5 protein-coding genes and 11 pseudogenes are annotated in these 20280 nt (G+C 68.9%); 9 read left to right on the top strand and 7 right to left on the bottom strand.

The window, feature by feature from the left end; all coding sequences use genetic code 11:
- The first annotated feature begins 27 nt into the window (after positions 1-27).
- The 9 genes and pseudogenes from G7085_RS04835 (at position 28) to G7085_RS04795 (ending at position 11368) form a co-directional block, all read left to right on the top strand.
- Positions 28-2371 (top strand): annotated as a pseudogene (locus G7085_RS04835) (NADH-quinone oxidoreductase subunit G).
- Positions 2372-2374: 3 nt separating this feature from the next.
- A pseudogene (gene nuoH, locus G7085_RS04830) lies at positions 2375-3705 on the top strand (NADH-quinone oxidoreductase subunit NuoH).
- Between the two features lie 8 nt (positions 3706-3713).
- Positions 3714-4258, top strand: a pseudogene (nuoI, locus tag G7085_RS04825) (NADH-quinone oxidoreductase subunit NuoI).
- A pseudogene (locus G7085_RS04820) lies at positions 4255-5074 on the top strand (NADH-quinone oxidoreductase subunit J). Before nuoI ends, G7085_RS04820 begins: the two co-directional pseudogenes overlap by 4 nt.
- A complete protein-coding gene (gene nuoK, locus G7085_RS04815; protein WP_197510131.1) occupies positions 5071-5370 on the top strand; it encodes an NADH-quinone oxidoreductase subunit NuoK in 300 nt (99 codons plus the stop codon). Before G7085_RS04820 ends, nuoK begins: the two are co-directional and overlap by 4 nt.
- A 12-nt stretch (positions 5371-5382) precedes the next feature.
- Positions 5383-7284: an NADH-quinone oxidoreductase subunit L gene (nuoL, locus tag G7085_RS04810; protein WP_197510130.1), complete on the top strand. Its 1902-nt coding sequence runs from the start codon at positions 5383-5385 to the stop codon at positions 7282-7284.
- 15 nt (positions 7285-7299) lie between these two features.
- Positions 7300-8781 (top strand): annotated as a pseudogene (locus G7085_RS04805) (NADH-quinone oxidoreductase subunit M); the annotation flags it as partial.
- A 22-nt stretch (positions 8782-8803) separates the two neighbouring features.
- Positions 8804-10385: pseudogene (gene nuoN, locus G7085_RS34125) on the top strand (NADH-quinone oxidoreductase subunit NuoN).
- Positions 10386-10405: 20 nt separating this feature from the next.
- Positions 10406-11368: pseudogene (locus G7085_RS04795) on the top strand (polyprenyl synthetase family protein).
- Positions 11369-11432: 64 nt separating this feature from the next.
- On the opposite strand, the pseudogene G7085_RS04790 reads toward G7085_RS04795, so the two are convergent.
- The 7 genes and pseudogenes from G7085_RS04790 to G7085_RS04760 form a co-directional block, all read right to left on the bottom strand.
- Positions 11433-13377, bottom strand: a pseudogene (locus G7085_RS04790) (M13 family metallopeptidase).
- Positions 13378-13408: 31 nt separating this feature from the next.
- Positions 13409-13900 carry a hypothetical protein gene (locus G7085_RS04785; RefSeq protein WP_197510129.1) on the bottom strand — a complete coding sequence of 164 codons (492 nt, stop codon included), beginning with the start codon at positions 13898-13900 and terminating at the stop codon, positions 13409-13411.
- Positions 13825-14313, bottom strand: coding sequence for a hypothetical protein (locus G7085_RS04780; RefSeq protein ID WP_197510128.1), 489 nt, complete (start codon positions 14311-14313; stop codon positions 13825-13827). The genes G7085_RS04785 and G7085_RS04780 overlap by 76 nt, the downstream gene beginning before the upstream one ends.
- A gap of 353 nt (positions 14314-14666) precedes the next feature.
- Positions 14667-15699 (bottom strand): annotated as a pseudogene (locus G7085_RS04775) (2-oxoacid:ferredoxin oxidoreductase subunit beta).
- A 31-nt stretch (positions 15700-15730) separates the two neighbouring features.
- Positions 15731-17535 (bottom strand): annotated as a pseudogene (locus G7085_RS04770) (2-oxoacid:acceptor oxidoreductase subunit alpha).
- A gap of 161 nt (positions 17536-17696) precedes the next feature.
- On the bottom strand, positions 17697-18320 hold the full coding sequence (locus tag G7085_RS29430; RefSeq protein ID WP_331715925.1) for a DEAD/DEAH box helicase: 624 nt from the start codon (positions 18318-18320) through the stop codon (positions 17697-17699).
- Positions 18294-20083, bottom strand: a pseudogene (locus tag G7085_RS04760) (DEAD/DEAH box helicase); the annotation flags it as partial. The gene G7085_RS29430 and the pseudogene G7085_RS04760, both read right to left, overlap by 27 nt.
- Between the last annotated feature and the right edge of the window lie 197 nt (positions 20084-20280).

Raw genomic sequence — 20280 nt, 5'->3', positions numbered from 1 at the left:
CTCGGGTGAGGTGACCCGAAGCCCGACCTGGTCACCCTGACCATCGACGGCACGCAGGTCAGCGTGCCGAAGGGCACCCTCATCATCCGCGCCGCCGAGATGATCGGCACCGCGATCCCGCGTTTCTGCGACCATCCGCTGCTCGATCCGGTCGGCGCCTGCCGCCAGTGCATGGTCGAGATCCCGGATGCGGGCAACGGGCGCGGCTTCCCAAGCCGCAGGCCTCCTGCACCATGCCGGTGGCCGAGGGCATGAAGGTCAACACCCAGGTCAGCAGCCCGGTGGCGAAGAAGGCCCAAGAGGGCATGCTCGAGATGCTGCTCATCAACCACCCGCTCGACTGTCCGATCTGCGACAAGGGCGGCGAATGCCCCTGCAGAACCAGTCGCTCAGCCACGGCTACGGCGAATCGCGCTTCACCGATCTGAAGCGGACCTTCCCGAAGCCCGTCAGCATCTCGGCGCAGATCCTGCTCGACCGCGAACGCTGCGTGCTCTGCGCCCGCTGCACCCGCTTCTCCGAGCAGATCTCGGGTGACCCGTTCATCGCGCTCGTCGAGCGCGGCGCCCTGCAGCAGATCGGCACCTACGAGCAGGACCCGTACGACTCGTACTTCTCCGGCAACGTGGTGCAGATCTGCCCGGTCGGTGCGCTGACGTCGGCCGCCTACCGCTTCCAGTCGCGTCCGTTCGACCTGGTGTCGACGACCACCACCTGTGAGCACTGCGCCGCCGGCTGCCAGCTGCGCACCGATCAGCGGCACCATCAGGTCAAGCGTCGCCTCGCCGGCGACCTGCCCGAGGTGAACGAGGAGTGGAGCTGCGACAAGGGCCGCTTCGGCTTCATGTACAGCCGCGGCGACGACCGCATCACCGCCCGCTCGTGCGTCGCAACGGGGTGCTCGAGCCCGCGTCCTGGCCCGAGGCCATCGACGCGGCCGTCCACGGCCTCCGCGCGGCGGGCGCCTCCGTCGCGGTCCAGACCGGCGGCCGCCTGACGGTCGAGAACGCCTACGGCTACTCCAAGTTCGCCCGTGCGGTGCTCGGCACGAACAACATCGACTTCCGGTCGCGTCCCTCCTCCGACGAGGAGGCCGCGTTCCTGGCCGCCCGCGTCGCGGGCCGCGGCCTGGGCGAGTCGGTCACCTACTCCGACCTGGACGCCGCGCGCCACGTCGTGCTCGTGTCGTTCGAGCCCGAGGACGAGTCGCCCATCGTGTTCCTGCGCCTCCGCAAGGCGGTGCGGAACAACCGGCTCAAGGTCACCACGCTCGCTCCGTTCGCCTCCCGCGGCTCCGAGAAGCTCGACGCAACGGTGATCCCGGTCGCTCCGGGCGCGGAGGCGATCGCGCTGGCCGATCTCGAGGGGCTCGACGCGGGCACCGTCATTCTGGTGGGGAGCGGGCAGCCGCCCTCCCGGTGTGCTGAGCGCCACGGCGGCGACCGCCGAGCGCACCGGCGCCAGGCTCGCCTGGATCCCGCGCCGCGCAGGTGAACCCGGCGCGTTGGAGGCGGGCTGCCTGCCCGGTCTCCTCCCGGCGGCCGCCCCGTCACCGACGCGGGTGCCCGCGTCGACATCGCGGCCCACTGGGGCGTCGACAGCCTCCCGCGCAGCCCGGCCTCACCGCCGAGCAGCAGTACGCGGCCCTCGCCGACGGCAGCCTCAAGGCCGTGCTCGTCGCGGGTGTCGATCCCACCGACCTGGCCGACCCGGCCGCGGCTCTCGCAGGCCTCGACGCCGCCGACTTCGTCGTCAGCATCGAGCAGCGCCAGAGCGCGGTCACCGAACGCGCCGACGTCGTCTTCCCGGCCTCGCTGCTGGAGGAGCAGGCAGGCAACTTCCTGAACTGGGAGCACCGCGTCGGCCGCGTCGGCAACGTGAACCGGCAGCCCGTCACTCCGATGACCGATCTGCGCATCCTGGCCGCGCTCGCCGATGGGTTCGGGGCCGACCTCGGCTTCCGTGCGGCCAAACCGGCCTTCGCCGATCTCAACGAGCTCGGCGCCTGGGACGGCGCACGCCCAGCAGATCCCGCCGAGGCCCCGGCGACCAGGCCGAGGGCGTCAGGCTCGCCACGTGGCGCGAGCTGCTCGATGCCTCGCAGGGCAACGACTTCGAGATCGCCCTGCGGGCCACCGCCCGCCCTGCGGTCGCCCGGGTCTCGCCCGCGACCGCGGAGCGGCTCGGCCTCGCGGACGTCGCGCGGATCAGCACCGACGACAACGCCCTGTTGCTGCCGGTGGACGTGACCGTCGGCATGGTCGACGACGTCGTGTGGGTGCCCATGAACCCGAGCCCGACCGATCGGCTCTGGGCCACGCCCGGCACCCCCGTCACGGTCACGGCCCTCTTCGCGGACGAAGGAGAGTAAGAGATGCCCAACTGGTTCTTCCAGGATCCCTGGTGGCTCATCCTGATCAAGGTGGTGGCGCTCTTCGTCATCCTGCTTGTCTGGACCATCTTCAACGTCTGGTACGAGCGACGCCTCGTCGGCAAGATGCAGCACCGCCTCGGCCCGATCATGAACGGCCCGTTCGGTCTGGGACAGGCGCTGGCAGACGGTGCGAAACTCCTCGTCAAGGAGGATTTCCGCCCGAAGAAGGCCGACAAGGTCATCTTCAACCTGGCGCCGGTGCTCACCGCCGTGGCGGCCTTCACCTGCTGGACGGTCATCCCGTTCGGCGGCAAGGTCACGATGTTCGGCGTCGAGACGCACCTGCAGGTCACCGACCTCCCGGTGGCGGCGGTGTTCATCCTCGCCACCGCCTCGATCGGCATCTACGGCATCGTGCTCGCCGGTTGGGCGGGCAACTCGACCTACTCGTTCCTCGGCTCGATCCGCTCGACGGCCCAGATGATCTCCTACGAGATCTCCATGGGGCTCGCGATGGTCGGCGTCTTCCTGATGTCCGGCACCATGTCGACCCACGAGATCGTCGAGTCGCAGCGCGAGACGGTGAGCTTCTTCATCCCGTTCATCAACCAGGAGATCAACTTCGGTCTCCCGGCTGGTACGCGCTGCTGCTGTTCCCGTCGTTCATCATCTACGTGATCGCGATGGTCGGCGAGACCAACCGCGCTCCGTTCGACCTGCCCGAGTGTGAGTCGGAGCTCGTCTCCGGTTACCTCACCGAGTACAGCGGCTTCCGCTACGCGCTGTACTTCCTCGCCGAGTACATCAACATGGCGACCGTCTCCGCGGTGTGCACCACGCTGTTCCTCGGCGGATACCTGACACCGTGGCCGCTGAACAACATCGAGTTCCTCAACAACCCGTGGTTCGGCCCGATCTGGTTCGTGCTGAAGGTCCAGTTCCTGTTCTCGGTCTTCGTGTGGTTGCGCGGCACGCTGCCCCGCTTCCGCTATGACCAGTTCATGAACCTCGGCTGGAAGGTGCTCATCGAGCTGGCGCTGATCTGGATCATCATCATCGCCCTCGTCGCGAACACGCCGTGGCGCAACGCCACCATCGGCCTCGGCCTTCTGGTGATGCTCGGCCTCTACTGGCTGTTCGGCAGCAACCGGCCCCAGTCCACCGAACCGGAGATCGAGACCCCGACGGCCGAACGCTTCGACGCGTTCGCCGGCGGCTACCCGGTGCCGCCGATGCCGGGGCAGCAGCTGCCCGAGCTCGTCGGCGTCCTGGCGGGCGCCCCGGCCGAGGAAACGTTCGACGAGGTCGAAACCGAAGGGAAGGAATCCTGATGGGATTCATGGAGCAGTGGGCCGGATTCGGCATCACGTTCAACACGATGTTCCGCAAGACCTTCACGCAGGGTACCCCCAGAAGGGCCAGGAGAAGGTCACGGCGCCCCGCTTCCACGGCAGGCACCAGCTGAACCGCTGGCCCGACGGCCTGGAGAAGTGCGTCGGCTGCGAGCTGTGCGCATGGGCCTGCCCCGCGGACGCCATCTACGTCGAGGGCGCGGACAACACCGAGGACGGGCGTTACTCGCCCGGTGAGCGGTTCGGGCACGTCTACCAGATCAACTACCTGCGCTGCATCTTCTGCGGCATGTGCATCGAGGCATGCCCGACGCGCGCGCTGACGATGACCAACGAGTTCAAGATCTCGAATGACTCGCGCACCAAGATGATCTACGAGAAGCAGGACCTGCTGGCCCCGCTGCTGCCCGGCATGGAGCAGCCACCGCACCCGCGCAGGCTCGGCGACGACGAGCAGGCGTACTTCCTGGGGCTGCCCGACACCGGCATCCCCGACACCCGCACCGCCTCGACCACAGGAGCGGCCAAATGATCCCCATGATCCCGCTGGTGACCGCAAGCACGGTCGCCTTCTGGGTGTGCGCCCCGATCGCCGTGCTGTGTGCGCTCGGCCTGCTGCTCGCACGCAGGCCGGTACACGCCGCGATCAGCATGGCCGGCGTGATGATCGCGCTCGCCGTCCTGTACGCGGCGCAGGACGCCCCGTTCCTGTTCGTCATCCAGATCGTCGTCTACACCGGCGCGATCCTGATGCTGTTCCTCTTCGTCGTGATGCTCGTCGGTGTCGACTCCACCGACTCGCCCATCGAGACCCTGAAGGGTCAGCGCGGCGCCTCCATCCTGGTGGCCGTCGGCATGGGCATCCTGCTGATCACGGCCGTCGGCCAGTTCACTCTCGGTAAGGCCCCGCGGGCCTCACGGCCGCGAACGACGCCTTCGGCGGCAACATCCAGTCGATCGCGGCGCTGCTGTTCACGAAGTACGTCTTCCTGTTCGAGGCGACCGCCGCACTGCTGATCACCGCGGCGGTCGGCGCGATGCTGCTCGCCCATGGCGAGCGCCTCAAGAAGAAGCTGACGCAGGGTGAGGCCGTGACCGAGCGCGTGCGCGCCTACGCCGAGGACGGGGTGGCCCCGACGCCGCTGCCGAACTCCGGTGTGTTCGCCCGCAACAACTCGATCGCGACGCCCGCGCTGCTGCCCGACGGTTCGATCGCCGAGAAGTCGGTCAGCCGGACGCTCACCATGCGCGGCGCAATCGTCAACGTGGATGAGCTGAGGGCCCCACCAGCGCGGCCTACGCCGTCCTCGAGGCGCGCGACGCCGAGATCGAAGGAGACGACGAATGAACCCCGAGGGCTTTCTTGTTCTCTCGGCGATCCTTTTCGTGATCGGCATCGCAGGCTTCCTGCTGCGCCGCAACGCGATCATCGCCTTCATGAGCATCGAGCTCATGCTCAACGCGACCAACCTGGCATTTGTGGCGTTCGCCCGGTTCCACGGCAACCTCGAAGGGGTCATAGCGGCCTTCTTCGTGATGGTCGTGGCGGCCGCCGAGGTCGTCGTGGGCCTCGCGATCATCGTCGCCGTGTACCGTGCCCGCCGCTCGTCGTCGGTCGACGACGCCAACCTGATGAAGTTCTAAGGGTATTGAAGCGTGCAATTCCTCGAAACCGTTTCCGCACTGACGAGCCCGGGCCTGCTGGTCTGGCTGCTCATCGCCATTCCCCTCGTCTCGGCGACCGTCCTCCTGCTCGCGGGCAGGGCGAGCGACGCATGGGGCCACCTCCTCGGCACCGCCGCGGTGATCGCCTCGTTCGTGATCGGCCTCGTGCTGTTCATCCAGCTCCTCGGCTCGGCCGAGGACGCCCGCGCGATCAACACCGCCGTCTACGAGTGGATCGCCACCGGCGGCTGGAAGATCGAGCTCGGCCTGCTGGTCGATCAGCTCTCCATCCTGTTCGTGCTGCTCATCACGGGCGTCGGCTCGCTGATCCACATCTACTCGATCGGGTACATGGCTGACGACGAGCGGCGCCGCCGTTTCTTCGCGTACCTGAACCTCTTCATCGCCGCGATGCTCATCCTGGTGCTCGCCGACAACTACCTCGTGCTGTTCCTCGGCTGGGAGGGTGTGGGCCTCGCCTCGTACCTGCTCATCAGCTTCTGGGCGCACAAGCCCTCGGCCTCCAAGGCAGGCAACAAGGCGTTCATCGTCAACCGCGTCGGTGACCTCGGCCTCTCGATGGCGATCTTCACGATGCTCGCCCAGTTCGGCTCCGTCCGCTTCGAGGACGTCAACGCAGGCGCCGCCGGCCTCACCCCGGTGTGGGCCACGCTGATCGGTGTCTTCCTGCTGGTCGGCGCCTGTGGCAAGTCGGCGCAGTTCCCGCTGCAGTCCTGGCTGCTGGACGCCATGGAGGGCCCGACCCCGGTGTCGGCGCTGATCCACGCAGCGACCATGGTCACCGCGGGTGTCTACCTCGTCGTGCGCTCCAACGCCATCTACGACGTCTCCGAGATCGCCCGCACCGCGGTGGTCGTGGTCGGCACGATCACGCTGCTGATGGGCGCCTGGATCGGTACCTCGAAGGACGACATCAAGAAGGTCCTCGCGGGCTCGACCATGTCGCAGATCGGCTACATGATGCTCGCCGCCGGCCTCGGCCCGATCGGCGCCTCGTTCGCCATCTTCCACCTGATCACGCACGGCTTCTTCAAGGCCAACATGTTCCTCGGCGCAGGCTCTGTCATGCACGGCATGAACGACGACGTGAACATGCGCCACTACGGCGGGCTGTCCAAGGCCATGCGGATCACGTTCCTCACCTTCGCGATGGGCTTCCTCGCCATCATCGGATTCCCGTTCACCTCGGGCTTCTACTCGAAGGACCACATCATCGAGGCCGCGTTCGATCAGAACATGCTGGTCGGCCTCCTGGCGCTCGCAGGCGCGGGCATCACCGCGTACTACATGACCCGCCTCATGATGATGACCTTCTTCGGCGAGAAGCGCTGGGACAAGGACGCGCACCCGCACGAGTCCCCGCTGGTGATGACGATCCCGCTCATCATCCTCGCGGTCGCCTCGGTCGTCGCCGGCCTGCTGATGAACGGCTGGATCCAGGGATGGCTCGCCCCGACCACGGGTCAGGAGCCGCACGACACGGGCCTGCTCCACATCACCCCGATCGGCTGGCTCACCATGGCCGTCGTGGCGATCGGTGTCGCCGTCGGCTGGTTCCTCTTCCGCGGAGCCATCGCACGCGAGGAGACCCCGACCCACAACCCGCTCGTCTACGCGGGCCGCAACGACCTGTTCGGTGACGCGACCAACGAGTACGCGGTCATCCGCCCGACCCTGGCTGCGGCCGAGGGCCTCGCAGCCCTCGACCACACCGTCGTCGACGGCGCCGCCCGCGGCTCCGCGACGCTCGCCACCGGGCTCGGAGAGTGGTTCCGCAAGGCCGAGAACGGCTACGTGCGGACCTACGGCCTCACACTCACGGGTGGAATCGTGCTGCTCGCCGTCGTCATGCTGCTCGGGCGTCTGGGCTAAGGAGAAACAGCCAACATGTCATTGATTCTGACCATCCTCGCCCTCCTGCCGCTCGTCGGCTCCCTGGTGGTGTTCCTCCTCAAGGGCCGGACAGCGCGTCTCGTCGGCTACGGGATCGCACTCACCACTGCGGTGCTCGGTGTCCTCGCCTTCGTGCTCAGCACGCAGGGGCGGAACTTTCCGTCAACCTGAACTGGATCCCCGCCATCGGCGCGCACTACGCCCTCGGCTTCGACGGGATCAGCGCGATCCTCGTCCTGACCACCGTGATCATCGTCCCCGTCGTGCTGCTCGCCGAGTGGCACGCCGGTGAGGCGGAGGGGCCCGCTGGGGAGCAACGTCTTCTTCGCGCTGGCCCTGATGCTGCAGAGCTTCGCCCTGTTCGTGTTCATGGCCGACGATGTGCTGCTGTTCTACATCGCCTTCGAGGCGACGCTGATCCCGACGTATTTCCTCATCGCCGGCTTCGGCGGCCCGAGGCGTCGTCACGCGGCCATCAAGTTCCTGATCTACTCGCTGGTCGGCGGGCTCGTCATGCTGGTGGCCGTCGCCGGGCTCTACGCCGTGTCGTCGGCCGCCGGTCAGCCGACCTTCCTGCTGGCCGAGCTCACCGAGCTCGACATGGACAACAGCATCGGCCGCTGGCTCTTCGCCGGCTTCTTCTTCGCGTTCGCCGTCAAGGCGCCGCTGGTCGGCCTGCACACCTGGCTGCCCGACGCCGCGGAGCAGGCGACGGCGGGAACCTCGACGCTGCTGGTCGGCATCCTCGACAAGATCGGCACCTTCGGCATGATCAAGGTCTGCCTGTGGGTGTTCCCGGAGGCCTCGCAGTGGGCCACGCCGGTGATCCTGATCTGGGCCGTCGTGTCGGTGCTCTACGGTGCGCTGCTCGCGATCCAGTCGAAGGACCTGCTGCGCCTGGTGTCCTACACCTCGATCAGCCACTTCGGTTTCATGGTGTTCGGCATCTTCGCGCTGACCACCCAGTCGCTCAGCGGCTCGATCTTCTACATGCTGAACCACGCGCTGTCCACCGCCGCGATGTTCCTCGTCGTCGGGTTCATGATCCGCCGCCGCGGAACCGCGGACATCGACGCCTTCGGCGGCGTCCAGAAGGTCGCCCCGGTGACCGCGGGCGTGCTGCTGTTCTCCGGCCTCTCGTCCCTGGCGCTGCCCGGCATGGGCAGCTTCGTGTCCGAGTTCCTGGTGATGGCCGGCGCCTGGCAGCGCTTCCCGATCCACACCGCGGTCATCACACTCGGCACGGTGCTCGCCGCCGTCTACGTGCTGCGGATGTACCTCCTAACCATGACCGGCCCCGTCACCGAGCAGGTCGAAACCCACTTCACGACAGATCTCTCGCTCCGCGAGAAGGCGGTCGTCGCCCCGTTGATCATCCTGCTGCTCGCCTTCGGCTTCTTCCCGAAGCCGGTGCTTGCGGTCGCGGATGAGTCGGCCACCCAGACGATGGTGACCGTCGGTGTGACGGATCCCGCCCGCAGGTCCAGGAAGGCAACCGATGATCGACCTTTTGGAGACTCTTCCGACCATTCCGGCGGTCGAGCCCGAGTGGATGATGCTGTCGCCGCTGCTCGTGCTGCTCGGCGCGGGCGCGCTGGGCATCGCGCTCGAGGGCATGGTCCCGAGGGCCTACCGCTACCTGGTGCAGAGCGTGCTCGCGGTGTTCGCCGTCGCGGCGGCGCTCGCGCTGACCATCACCAACTGGCTGACCACCGACCCGCAGATCGTGGGGAGGGGCTCGTCGCCCTCGACGGCCCCGCCTACGTGTTCTGGTCGATCCTGCTCGTCACCGGCCTCGGCGGCATCGCGCTGTTCGCCGAGCGTGGCTACGAGGGCCGCTCGGCCTTCGCGTCCGCGGCGTCGACGGTCCCGGGCTCGCCGCTCGAGCGTGAGGCCGACCGCCTCCGTCGCGAGCACACCGAGATCTTCCCGCTGCTGCTGTTCGCTCTGTTCGGCATGATGCTGTTCGCCTCGGCGAACAACCTGCTGGTGCTGTTCGTCGCCGTCGAGATCTTCTCGCTGCCGCTGTACCTGCTGACCGGGATGGCGCGCCGTCGCCGCCTGCTCAGCCAGGAGGCCGCGCTGAAGTACTTCCTCCTCGGCTCGCTCGCGTCCGCGATCATGCTCTACGGCATCGCGCTGCTCTACGGCTACTCCGGTGGCCTGCAGTTGGCCGACGTCGACTCCGCTATCACCACCGGCACCGCGAGCGCGGGCCTGCTTGTCGCGGGCCTCCTGCTGACCTCGGTGGGTGTGCTGTTCAAGATCGGTGCCGTCCCGTTCCACGCCTGGACGCCCGACGTCTACATGGGCGCCCCGACGCCGGTCACCGCGTTCATGGCCGTCGCCACCAAGACGGCCGCCGTCGCGGGCCTGCTGCGCGTCTTCTACGTCGCACTCGGCGGGCCCAGTGGGACTGGCAGCCGCTGTTCGCGACGGTCGCCGTCGCGACCATGCTGCTCGGCTCCACGGTTGCGCTCGCCCAGACCGACATCAAGCGGCTGCTGGCCTACTCGTCCATCGCCCACGCGGGCTTCATCCTCGTGGGTGTCGTCGGTGCGGTCGCGGGCGGCGAGGGCGTGGGCGTCTCGTCGGTCAGCTCCATCGCCTTCTACCTGCTCACCTACGGCATCGCCACGCTCGGTGCGTTCGCGATCGTCACCATGGTGCGCCGCTCCGGCGGTGAGGCCAACGGCCTCGACGCATGGAAGGGCCTCGGGCGCCGCAACCCGGTGCTCGCGGTGCTGATGACGCTGTTCATGCTGAGCTTCGCGGGCATCCCGCCGACGGCCGGCTTCATCGGGAAGCTCACCGTCTTCTCGGCGGCCTGGGTCGGCGGCTTCGGCTGGCTGGTGCTGATCGCGCTGCTCACCTCGGCGATCGCGGCGTTCTTCTACGTCAAGGTCATCGTGGTCATGTGGTTCCAGGAGGCGGACGAGGAGACGGTCGGCACCGTCGAGACGCCGTCGCTGTGGACCTGGGTTGTGCTGATCGTGTCGGCCGTCGCTACGCTGGTCCTCGGCCTCGTGCCCGGCAGCCTGCTCAGCCTGTTTGCCGACGCGGCCCAGTTCATCCGCTGACCTGATCAGGAGAGTGCGACGTGGCGGAAGCCCCGCTTGAGGACCAGTTGACCGGCCTCCTCGAAACCTTCGAGGAGCGCCTGGTCGACGCGGCCGTTGCGACTTCGCCGTTCGTGACCGAGGCCGCCCGCCACATCATCGCGGCGGGTGGCAAGAGGTTCCGGCCGCTGCTGGTGTTCCTCGCCTCGCGCTTCGGCGGCGAGGTCTCAGAGGAGGACCTCATGCGGGCGGCCATGGTGATGGAACTGACCCACGTCGCAAGCCTCTACCACGACGACGTCATGGATGTCGCGGACCTCCGCAGGGAGCCCCTCGGCCAACCGGCTGTGGGGCAACTCGGTCGCGATCCTGGTCGGCGACTTCCTCTTCGCCCGCGCCTCCACCACGGTTGCCGCGCTGGGCGTCGAGTATGTCCACCTTCAGGCTGAGACCTTCTCCCGGCTCGTCCAGGGGCAGATCGCGGAGACGAAGGGCCCCGACGAGGGCAGGACCCGCTGGCGCACTACATCCAGGTGATCGCAGACAAGACCGGCTCGCTCATCGCGGCCTCCGCGCGTTTCGGTGGCATGGTCTCCGACGCGACGCCCGAGCGGCTCGACGCGCTGACGGCGTTCGGCGAGGAGGTGGGGCTGGTCTTCCAGCTCTCCGACGACCTGATCGACATCACCTCCGAGACCACCGGCAAGACCCCGGGGACCGATCTGCGCGAGGGCGTCCCCACGCTGCCGGTTCTCATGCTGCGCGCCGGAAACGACCCTGCCAACGCCGCGCTGCTCGAGCTCATCGACGGTGACCTCAGCTCCGACGAGGCCCTTGCGGCCGCCCTCGCGGGGCTGCGCGCCCATCCCGTGATGGAGCGGGCGAAGGGGGAGGTGGAGCGCCGCGCCGACGTGGCCCGCTCGCACCTGGAATGCCTGCCGGACGGAGAGGCCAAGGAGGCCCTCCTCCAGGTCTGCACCGACCTGGTGGACCGCACCAACTGATCCGCCGACCGACTGCCTCCGGCCGCCCGCTCCGGGCCCGGAGGCAGTCTTCGTCAGCGGCGGGTCACCAGATTGAGACCCGGCTGTCCGGGGCCAGCCACAGGGCGTCTCCCTCGCCGAGGTCGAACGCGTCGTAGAACGCGTCGATGTTGCGGACGATCTGGTTGCACCGGAACTCGTTGGGGAGTGCGGGTCGGTGGCCAGCAGCATCTTCATCGCCTCGGGGCGACGCTTCCCGCGCCAGGCCTGGGCCCAGCCGGTGAAGAACCGCTGCGCGGGCGTGAGCCCGTCGACGGGTTCGCCATCCGGGTCGCCACCGGCGAGCAGCCACGCCTCGTAGGCGATGTCGAGCCCGCCCAGATCGCCGATGTTCTCGCCGACCGTGAGCTTCCCGTTGACGCTGCCCTCCTCGACGCCCTCGGGCACGAGCCCGTCGTACTGGCCGACCAGCCGGTCGGCGAGGGCCTCGAATGCCTCCCGGTCGGCCGGCTGCCACCAGTCGCGCAGGCGGCCGTCCCCGTCGCAGGTGGAGCCCTTGTCATCGAAGCCATGGCCGATCTCGTGGCCGATGACCGCGCCGATGGCACCGTAGTTGACGGCGTCGTCGGCGTCCGCGTTGAAGAACGGGGGCTGCAGGATGGCGGCCGGGAAGACGATCTCGTTGCGCAGCGGGTGGTAGTAGGCGTTGACCGTCTGCGGGAACATCTGCCACTCGGCGCGGTCGACGGGGCGGCCGATGCGGCCGAGCGTCCAGTCGAGCTCGAACGAGTTGGCCGCCAACACGTTTGCCACCAGGTCGTCGCCGACCTCGAGGGCCGAGTAGTCGCGCCACGCGTCGGGGTAGCCGATCTTCGGCGTGAACTTGGCGAGCTTGCGCAGCGCCTCCTCGCGCGTCGCATCCGTCATCCAGCCGAGGCCCTCGATCGAGGTGCGGTAGGCGGCGAGCAGGTTGCCCACCAGCTCGTCCATCGCCGCCTTCTTCTCCGGCTGGAAGTGCGCGGCCACGTAGCCGCGGCCGACGGCCTCACCCAGGACGCCCTCCACCAGCGCGACGCCGCGCTTCCAGCGTGGGCGCTGCTCCTCGTTGCCCGAGAGGACGCGCTCGTAGAAGTCGAACCGGGCCGACACGAAGTCGGTCGACAGATACGCCGAGAGGCCGGAGATGGCCTTCCACCGGGCCCACGAGCGCCAGGCGTCCATCGGGTGCGAGGCCACCAGCGGTGCGACCCCCTCAAGGAAGGACGGCTGGCCCACGATCACCTCGGCGAGGGTCGCCGCGTCGATGCCCGCACCCTCGCGGTAGGCGTCCCAGTCGAAGCCGGGGAGGCTGCGACGACCTCGTCGAGCGTCATCGGGTTGTACATGGCCCGCAGGTCGCGGAGCCGGACGCGGTCCCAGTGGTGCTCCGCGATGCGGGTCTCGAGGTCCAGGACGGCGGCCGCCTGCTCCCCGGCATCGGAGAAGCCCGCGAGGCTGAAGACGGTCATGAGGTGCGCCAGGTAGGCCTCGCGGACGGCGGCGTGCTCGTCCTGTCGGTAGTAGGCCTCGTCGGGCAGGCCGAGGCCCGCCTGCGCCGTGAACGCGGCGTAGCGTCCGGGGTCGCCCGGGTCCGACTCCTCGTAGAGCGCGACGAGAGGGCTGAGGCCGTGCCGGAGCGACCAGCCCAGGTGCCGGGCCAGGTCGGAGGGCGTCGCGATCCGCGTGATGGCGTCGAAGACGGGGTGCAGCGGGGTGGAGCCGAGGGCCTCCACAGTCGTCTCGTCCATGAACGACGCGTACAGCCGGGCGATCTTGTCCTCGTCGCTGCCGTCGCCGGTGGGTGCGATCCCCTCGATCAGTTCCCTGACATCGAGCTCCGCCGCGTCCCTGAGATCCATGAAACCGCCGGCCGACGACTTGTCCGGGTCGATCGCGGCGGTGGCGAGCCAGGTGCCGTTGACGTGGCGGAACAGGTCGTCCTGGGGACGGATGGAGGGGTCGGCGTTGGAGAATTCGATGGCGTCTGTCATGCCCGCCAGACTAGTGGGTCGGGAAGGTGGGTCACTGGTCCCAGGTGACGCTCACCTGGTCGGCCGTGGTACCGAGCATGTCCGCGCTGACGGTCGCGACCTTCTGTTCCGGCCGCGGCTTCTGTTCCGACCCGTTGCTCCACGTGTAGGCCAGCGTGTAGTTGATGGTGACGGTCATCTGCGCCTCCGCCTGCCTGCTCGCGGTGAGGCTCGGCCTCGCCGCCGCCCAGGGGTCGCCGGTCATGGTGCGGGTGATGCTCGACTCGACGATGCCGGAGTTGCCGCTCATTCCGATCGGGCAGCCGGGAGGCGCCTTGCGCCTGGCCGCCATGCAGTCGGAGAGGCTCCGCCGGGCCGCCCCGATGAAGGCGCTGACGCCCTCCCGGGTGAGCTGCGGAACCGGGCTCGCCTTCTGCACCCCGACGTCCTCGAGCGCGATCACCGAGATCATCGACGTCTCCGGGTACGCCACGAACGGCAGGCCGGTGTCGAGGCGGTACAGGCCGGGAACGACCTCGTACACCTGGCCCTGGTCGATCGTCTCCCCGTTGACGAGCAGCGGGACGCCCTCGCCCCTGGCACGTCCAACTGGATCGGGACGGTGGTGCGCTTGAGCTGGTACTCGCCGGTGTCGAGCCGCTCCAGGGCGATCTCTGCCTTCACCGGGCTGTCACCGATCCGGTAGCGCACCTGGACCCTGGTTGCCTCCGGGTCGGTGGTGAGGATCTCGAGCCCGTTGATCCGCGAGAGTTCGCGCGTGGCGGCGAACGCGGCGGGCGTCAGGAGCCGCTCCGATCCGTTGCCTCCGCGGGGGCCCATCGCGAGCGCCCGCCCGATGTCGCCGTCGGCGAGAGCCTGGAAGTACTCGGTGACGATCTCCTGCGGGGTCTGCGCCAGAACCCGGTTCGTCGCGGCCGCCGTCGGCTTGGCGATCACGTCGGGATCGACCGCGCGGGCCGCAGGTAGCCGACGTAGATGAAGCCCGCCAGCACACCGAGGGCGAGGATGCCGACGGAACCGATGAACAGAGCGCGCAGCGGGAACGGCCGAGCCTCGCGGTCCTCCTCGATCTCGGGGCCACGAAGCGGCTGCGGTCCCGGGCCCGGGTGAGTACCGACTGCATGCCGCGGGCGTCGAAGGTGGGTGCCTCCGGCGCCACGTCCGGCGCGGCGATGCGCGTCGGGGTGGCATGCGTGTCGGGGCCCGGCGCTGCCGCCGGGGAGAGTAGAGCGAAGGAGGCTGGTGGTGGGCGCCGGGCACGGCTGGACGCCAGCCCTGCTGCCCTCCGCTCATCTCTCGTCAGCCTCCCACGTGTCCTTACCTGCGATCACCGAGGCTAGCGTCCTGGTGGGGTCAGTCGCCCGGGCCTCTGCGATCTGGGCGCGGGCCATGTCGTCATAGGCGGGGCGCTCGACGCGACGGAAGATGCCGATCGGGCCTGACGCAGGATGCCGGGTTCGGTCAGCCTGGACAGGGCGAACGCCTGTGACGGATCCGCGCGGGTCTCGTCGTGGACGACGATCGTCGACTGGTCCACGTCGGCCGTCTCGGCCACCTTGAGCTCCCCGGTCGCGGTCCGCACCACGCACCAGCGGCCGCCACCGAAGATGACCGGCTCGCCGTGCACCAGCGAGATGAGTGCGCCGTCAGGGCCCTTCAGGGTCTCGAAGGCGTCGTCATTGAAGATCGGGCAGTTCTGGTAGATCTCCACGAGCGAGGTGCCGCGGTGCGCGGTCGCCGCGGTGAGCACCTCGGTGAGGTGCTTGCGGTCGGAGTCGATGCTGCGGGCCACGAAGGACGCCTCGGCGCCGATCGCGAGCGAGATGGGGTTGAACGGGGTGTCGAGCGACCCGAACGGGGTCGACTTGGTGATCTTCCCCAACTCGGAGGTGGGGGAGTACTGGCCCTTGGTGAGGCCGTAGATGCGGTTGTTGAACAGCATGATCGTCATGTTCACGTTGCGGCGCAGCGCGTGCATCAGGTGATTGCCGCCGATCGACAGGGCGTCGCCGTCGCCCGTGACGACCCACACGTTGAGGTCGGGACGGGTCATCGCCACGCCGGTGGCGATGGCGGGGGCGCGGCCGTGGATCGAGTGCATACCGTAGGAATCCACGTAGTACGGGAACCGGGACGAGCAGCCGATGCCGGAGACGATGACGGTGTTCTCACGCCGGATGCCCAGGGTCGCGATCATCGACTGGAACGTGGCGAGCACCGAGTAGTCGCCGCAGCCGGGCACCAACGGACCTCCTGATCGGTCGTGTAGTCCTTCTTGGTGAGGGGCTCGATGCTCAACGGGACACCCGCGAGGCCGCTCAACGGGACACCCGCGTGGCTGGAGGGGCGGTCATCAGTTCTTCTCCTTCAGCGCTTCGATCTCGGCGATCAGGTCGTTCTCTAGTTCCGTGATCGAGATGGGCAGGCCGCGCACCCGGGAGTACGTGGTCACGTCGGTGAGGTAGCGGGCGCGCAGCACGGTGGAGAGTTGGCCGAGGTTCATCTCGGGCACGATCACGCTCTCGTAGGCGTTCAGCACCTCGCCCAGGTTCGCGGGCATCGGGTTGAGGTGGCGCAGGTGTGCCGTGGCGATGCTCCGGTCGGTCTTGCGGATGCGGCGGGCCGCGGCGGTGATGGGCCCGTAGGTCGATCCCCAGCCGAGCACCAGCACGCGTGCATCGCCGTCCGGGTCGTCGACCTCGAGATCGGGGATGTCGCGCACGATGCCCTTGATCTTGGCGTGTCTGGTGCGCACCATCAGCTCGTGATTGTCGGGGTCGTACGACACGTTGCCCGTGCGGGCGGCCTTCTCGATGCCCCGATGCGGTGCTCAAGGCCGGGCGTGCCGGGGATGGCCCACGCGCGGGCGAGGGTCTCCGGGTCGCGCTCGTACGGCATGAAGTGCGGCTTACCGTCGACCTCGCCGTTCATCTCGGTGGCGAAGTTCGGCTCGATCGGCTCGATGGTGTCGAGGTCGGGGATCTTCCACGGCTCCGCGCCGTTGGCCAGGTAGCCGTCGGACAGCATGATCACGGGGGTGCGGTACTTCACCGCGATGCGGCACGCCTCAACCGCGGTGTCGAAGCAGTCGGTCGACGACTTCGCGGCGAGCACCGGCACGGGCGCCTCGCCGTTGCGGCCCCAGATCGACTGCACGAGGTCTGCCTGTTCGGTCTTGGTCGGCATGCCGGTCGACGGGCCCGAGCGCTGCACATTGACCACGACGAGCGGGAGCTCGGTCATCACCGCGAGCCCGATGGCCTCCGACTTGAGCGCCACACCCGGGCCGGACGTCGACGTCATCCCAAGCGCCCCCGCGAATGAGGCACCGATGGCCGCGCCGACGGCCGCGATCTCGTCCTCGGCCTGGAACGTCATCACGCCGACGTCCTTGCGGCGCGACAGCTCGTGGAGGATGTCGGAGGCCGGGGTGATGGGATACGAGCCGAGGAACAGCTGCATCCCGGCCTTCTCCGCGCCGACCATCAGGCCGTAGGCGGTGGCCAGGTTGCCCGAAACCTGCCGGTAGCGGCCCTTCGGCATCGGGGCGGGCTCGACGTGGTACTGGACCTCGAACACCTCGGTGGTCTCGCCGTAGGCGTAGCCCGCCTTGAACGCGGCGATGTTGGCGTCGCGGATCTGCGGCTTCTTCGCGAACTTCTCGGCGAGGAAGCGCTCCGTGCCTTCGGTGGGGCGGGAGTAGAGCCAGCTCAGCAGGCCGAGCGCGAACATGTTCTTCGTGCGCGACGAGTCCTTGCGGCTGAGCTCGAACTCGGCCACCGCGCCGGTCGCGAGGCCGGTCAGGTCGAGGGCGTGCACCGAGTAGTTCGCGAGCGTGCCGTCCTCGAGTGGGTTGGAGGCCCAGCCGATCTTGGCGAGGTTGCGCTTCGTGAAGTCGGCGGTGTCGACGATGATGACGCCGCCGCGTGGCAGGTCGCGCAGGTTGGCCTTCAGCGCTGCCGGGTTCATGGCCACCAGGACGTCGGGTACGTCGCCTGGGGTGACGATGTCGAAGCTGGCGAAGTGCAGCTGGAAGCTCGACACGCCGGGCAGCGTGCCCTGGGGCGCGCGGATCTCGGCCGGGAAGTTGGGGAGGGTCGCGATGTCGTTGCCGAAGATCGCGGTCTCCGCCGTGAAGCGGTCACCGGTCAGCTGCATTCCATCGCCGGAGTCGCCTGCAAAGCGGATCACAACTCGCTGCAGGGGAGCTTTTCAGGCACTTGCTGTCTACCTCGGAGTTCTCGTGGGCGTCCCAGTCATTCTAGGACCCCGCCCCGCATCTAACGATCTGACCGTTCCGCCGTCAGAGAAAAGGCACCTCAGGGGCCGAGCAGCCCCACGATGTCGTCGGCGCTCAGGTGCGATCCCGAGTCGGATCCCTCGCCGACCACAGCGTCGAAGAGGTTGCGTTTGCGCTCCTGGAGAGCGAGCACCTTCTCCTCGATGGTGTCGGTCGAGACGAGCCGGTAGACGTTGACCGGCTTGTCCTGGCCGATCCGGTGGGCCCGGTCGATGGCCTGGTTCTCGGCCGCGGGGTTCCACCACGGGTCGAGGATGAACACGTAGTCCGCCTCGGTGAGCGTCAGGCCGAAGCCGCCCGCCTTCAGGCTGATCAGGAAGGCCGGGGCATCCCCTTCCCGGAAGGCGGCGACCCGCGCGGCCCTGTCCCTGGTGCGGCCGTCGAGGTACTCGAACCCGATGGCCTCCCGGTCGAGCCGCTGTTTCACGAGCGAGAGGAAGCTCGTGAACTGCGAGAACACCAGCGCGCGGTGGCCCTCCGCCACGATCTCGTTGAGCATCTCCACGAGCGCGTCGATCTTCGCCGAGCCAGCCGCCGCCTCCTCGTCGACGAGCGACGGAGCGAGGCTCAGCTGACGCAGGATGGTCAGCGAGCGGAGGATCGAGAACCGGTTGCGTTGGAGATCACCGAGGAGCCCGAGCACCACCTGGCGCTCCCGGGCGAGGCGCCGGTCGTAGGTGCGGCGGTGGCCCGGCAGCAGCTCGACGGGCACGATCTGCTCCTGCTTCTCGGGCAGTTCGGCTGCGACTGCCGACTTGGTGCGGCGCAGGATCAGCGGCCGGATCCGGCGCCGCAGCCGTGCAGACACCTCCACCTCGCCCGCCTCGATGGGCTTGCGGTACTCGGACGTGAACCGCTTCGGGTCGGGGAACAGCCCGGGGCGGTGATCGACAGGAGCGACCACAGGTCCATCACGTTGTTCTCGAGCGGGGTACCCGTGAGGGCCACCTTCACCCTGGCGTTGAGCGCCCGCACCGCGTGGTAGGCCTTCGACGCGTGGTTCTTCACGAACTGCGCCTCGTCGAGCAGCACGGCCGACCAGGTCAGATCCCGGTAGGCGTCGGCCTCGAGCCGCAGCAGCGTGTACGAGGTGATCACGATCTGGGCACCACCGACCGCCTCGGACAGCGGGATGCCGCGCTTGGCCAGCGTCGAGGAGATCGTCGTGGTGGACAGCCCCGGCGCGAACCGGGCCGCCTCCGCCGCCCAGGTACCCATCACGGAGGTCGGGGCGATCACCAGCATCGGCTCGGTCAGCTCGCCCGCGTCGTGGGCGGCCTGCGCGGCGGCCAGCGCCTGCAGCGTCTTTCCGAGGCCCATTTCGTCGGCGAGGATCCCGCCCAGCCCCGTGCGCCAGAGGAACCGCAGCCATCGGAAACCGGTCTCCTGGTAGGGCCGCAGCGTCGCGAGCAGGCCGGCGGGCACGGGCTCGTCGGGGAGGGATGACGGATCGAGCAGGGCGCCGACCGACGCGCGCCAAGACTCAGCCTGGCCCGTCACGATGCCGAGCCGGACGAGCTCGTCCCAGAGGCCCGCATGCTCGGGGCGCAGCCGGAACACCGACTCCTTTTCGCTGTCGGCGATCAGGCGGGCCTCCTCGATCAGCTGGCGCAGCTCGACGAGCTCGGGCGCCTCGAGCGGGAACCAGGTGCCGCTGTCGAGGAGCAGATGGTCGTCGCCCGCGGCCAGCGCGCGCATCAGCTCGCCGAGCGGGACGTGCTCACCGTCGACTGTCACGTCGATCGAGAGGTCGAACCAGTCGCCCACCTCGGCCTCGCCGACGGCCAGACGCACCTCGGGTGCCTCGTCGGCCTCCCGGAAGTCGGGCGGTTCCTCGTTGAGCTCCAGATCGACCCGCCCGTCGGCGCGGAGAGCGGGAAGCGCCGTCGTGACGAACGCGATGAGGCTGCGGCCGGTCAGGAAGGCGGGCTGCAGCCCGTTCGGGCCCCGCCACGGTCCCTCCGCGACGAGCGTCTGGAGCTCCCGCTCGGCACCCGGGTCGCGGGCCACGGAATCGTGGCCTCCTCCGCTCAGCCCGACGTCGACCTGCCGGGAACCGAGCCCGTACCGGAAACCCCAGTGCACCGACGCCGTCCGCTCGTGGAACTCGACCCGGCACAGCAGCCGCGGAGGTCTGGGCTCCGGGAGGTCGAGGGAGTCGTCGACGGTGGTCGTCAGGTGGGCGCGGAGCCGGGGCAGGAAGCGCCCGGCGAACTCGGCCACATCCGCGGCGGGCACCGTGACGCTGCCGTGCTGGAACAGCGGCTGCTCGCCCGAATCCAGCGGGCGGACCAGTGGGGTGAGGAGGAGCGCGTCGCCACGGACGACGCCCACGCCGTGAGCGGGGCGGCCGAGGAAGGCGCGCGGCTGGAGCGACACGGTTCCGAGGTCCGGCGAGGAGACCATGGCCTGCACCAGCACCGTCTCCCGGGGCCGGGGTGACGTTGGCGACCGGCGTCGCAGGATCCGCGGCCAGCACCGGGCCGGGAAGCTCGCGACCCGACACGGTGGTGCCCCCGAGCAGCGTGACCCCGCTGTCGACGGCCCGCCGCAGCGCCGGCCAGACGGCCGCCGTCAACTCGTTGACGGCGAGGGCCTCGGCC

The organism is Tessaracoccus coleopterorum (assembly GCF_011174705.1).
In the GTDB taxonomy this organism is placed as follows: domain Bacteria; phylum Actinomycetota; class Actinomycetes; order Propionibacteriales; family Propionibacteriaceae; genus Arachnia; species Arachnia coleopterorum.
This window is presented reverse-complemented; position numbering and strand designations above follow the sequence as displayed.